Here is a 1,644-nt window from a genome sequence, read left to right on the forward strand (position 1 = left end):
TATAAATGTTCGTTCTGAAACACTACTACGAGTTGCAGTTCCTGTTAGCAACAGTATAGGTAGTGTGGATGTCAAACTTCTGAACGCTGATGGACAAATGTCTGTATTGACAAATGGATTTACTTATACAGAGCTGTACTAGGACTATATCAGAAATACTTTATTATCTAAAGATAGTGTTCTACCTTCTAGAGGAATGAAGTTTACTTAATTAATAAGGGGAAAGTGCTACTACTTGTATTTCCTTTGTCGGTTAAAATTTTGTACTAAGAAACTACACAACCAGTGTATTCCGTTATTTAAGCGGGACACACTGGTTTATTCATTGGATCTTTAATAATTGTTTTGGGTCCCAAATTGCTATCATAATCGAAGTCGAATATGGTTTCGATTAAGCAGAATTGGATACTTTATTGAAAGAGGCATATTTCGTCGTCATCTTAGTACTTTACACAGCTGAAACGGTTGGGATGATTGGTAAGAGGGAACTCAAACTTATGAAAAACACAGCAACTCTAATCAATGTCATACGTGGTGGAATCGTTGACGAAACGACGTTTTACAATGCATTGAAAAGCGGCACTATTTGGGCAGTAGGACTTGATGTGTTTGAAACAGAACCTATTCCACTCGACAATCTTCTTCTTACGTTTCCAAATGTTACTGTTCTACCGCATATCGGAAGTGTTAGCAAGAAGATGCGCCTTGCGATGATGAACATAAATGCACAAGCAATCATGGACGTTTTGGAAGGGTGGAAACTAGAGAACAAAACAGTCTGTAAAAAGTCTATCAACGTGTTAAGGTCGAATGAAAGCAGGACAGACTCCTAAGTTTGAGGGAGTCTGTCATGTTTTTTTTTGAAAATAGAAAATATAAGTTTAGGGTCTGTCACGGTTCACGAGGTTTTAATACTTTTTATCATAAAGCGGCCGCTTCCGCTGCCGAAGCGACTGATCCTTGAATCAAGCGACCAATCCCTCCAGGCGAAGCGACTGATCCTCGAACCAAGCAATCAATCCCGCCGGCGAAGCGACTGATCTTCGAATTAAGCGACAATACTGCCGGCGAAGCGATTAATCCTAGAATCAAGCGACCAATTTTGCTGCCTAAGCTAAGCGACTAATCTTCGAATCAAGCAACCGCTTCGTACTGACGGACTTTCTTCGTTTTAGCAATTTGGTATTCTTCATGAATCTATATAAGTTGAATTTAATTTTTACACTTTAGTTGATTCTACATATGCTACTGTGAACCTCGTCCTTGCTGCCTTATCCAACGCAATCACTATCCAAAAACCAGATGAAGGCCTTATTTTCCATACTGATTTAGGGAGTCAATACATAAGTGACGCTTTTGAAGAAGCCATGAAGGACGCTAAAATGAGGCATTCGTTTAGCCGAAGTATAGGAAACTCCCATTCCATCACCAATGAGGAAAATCACATTTTTGGTTTCAGCTTTGTTGTTTTCTTCTGTTTCACTCGCTTGAACGGTTGGATAAGCGATTGTACTGACTAAACTTCCGACCAGAACAGTGGAAAGAACTGCGGTAGTTGTCAACATAGTTGTCGCATTTAGCTAGTTTATTATTTCCGAAGTTTTATTCCTGAATTTCGTGAATCCCCAAGTTCAGTCAAAGCTA

Annotated in this window: 2 protein-coding genes; both read left to right on the forward strand. The window is 39.4% G+C overall.

Annotated elements, in window-relative coordinates; genetic code table 11:
• The first annotated feature begins 401 nt into the window (after positions 1-401).
• Positions 402-833 (forward strand): NAD(P)-dependent oxidoreductase, encoded by a 432-nt coding sequence (locus H4683_RS17320; RefSeq protein ID WP_239027737.1) that lies wholly within the window; start codon positions 402-404, stop codon positions 831-833.
• A 417-nt stretch (positions 834-1,250) separates the two neighbouring features.
• Positions 1,251-1,520, forward strand: coding sequence for a hypothetical protein (locus H4683_RS22485; RefSeq protein ID WP_420826577.1), 270 nt, complete (start codon positions 1,251-1,253; stop codon positions 1,518-1,520).
• Positions 1,521-1,644 lie beyond the last annotated feature (124 nt).

Origin of the sequence: Sporosarcina limicola (assembly GCF_014873855.1) — a bacterium.
Taxonomy (GTDB): Bacteria; Bacillota; Bacilli; order Bacillales_A; family Planococcaceae; genus Sporosarcina; species Sporosarcina limicola.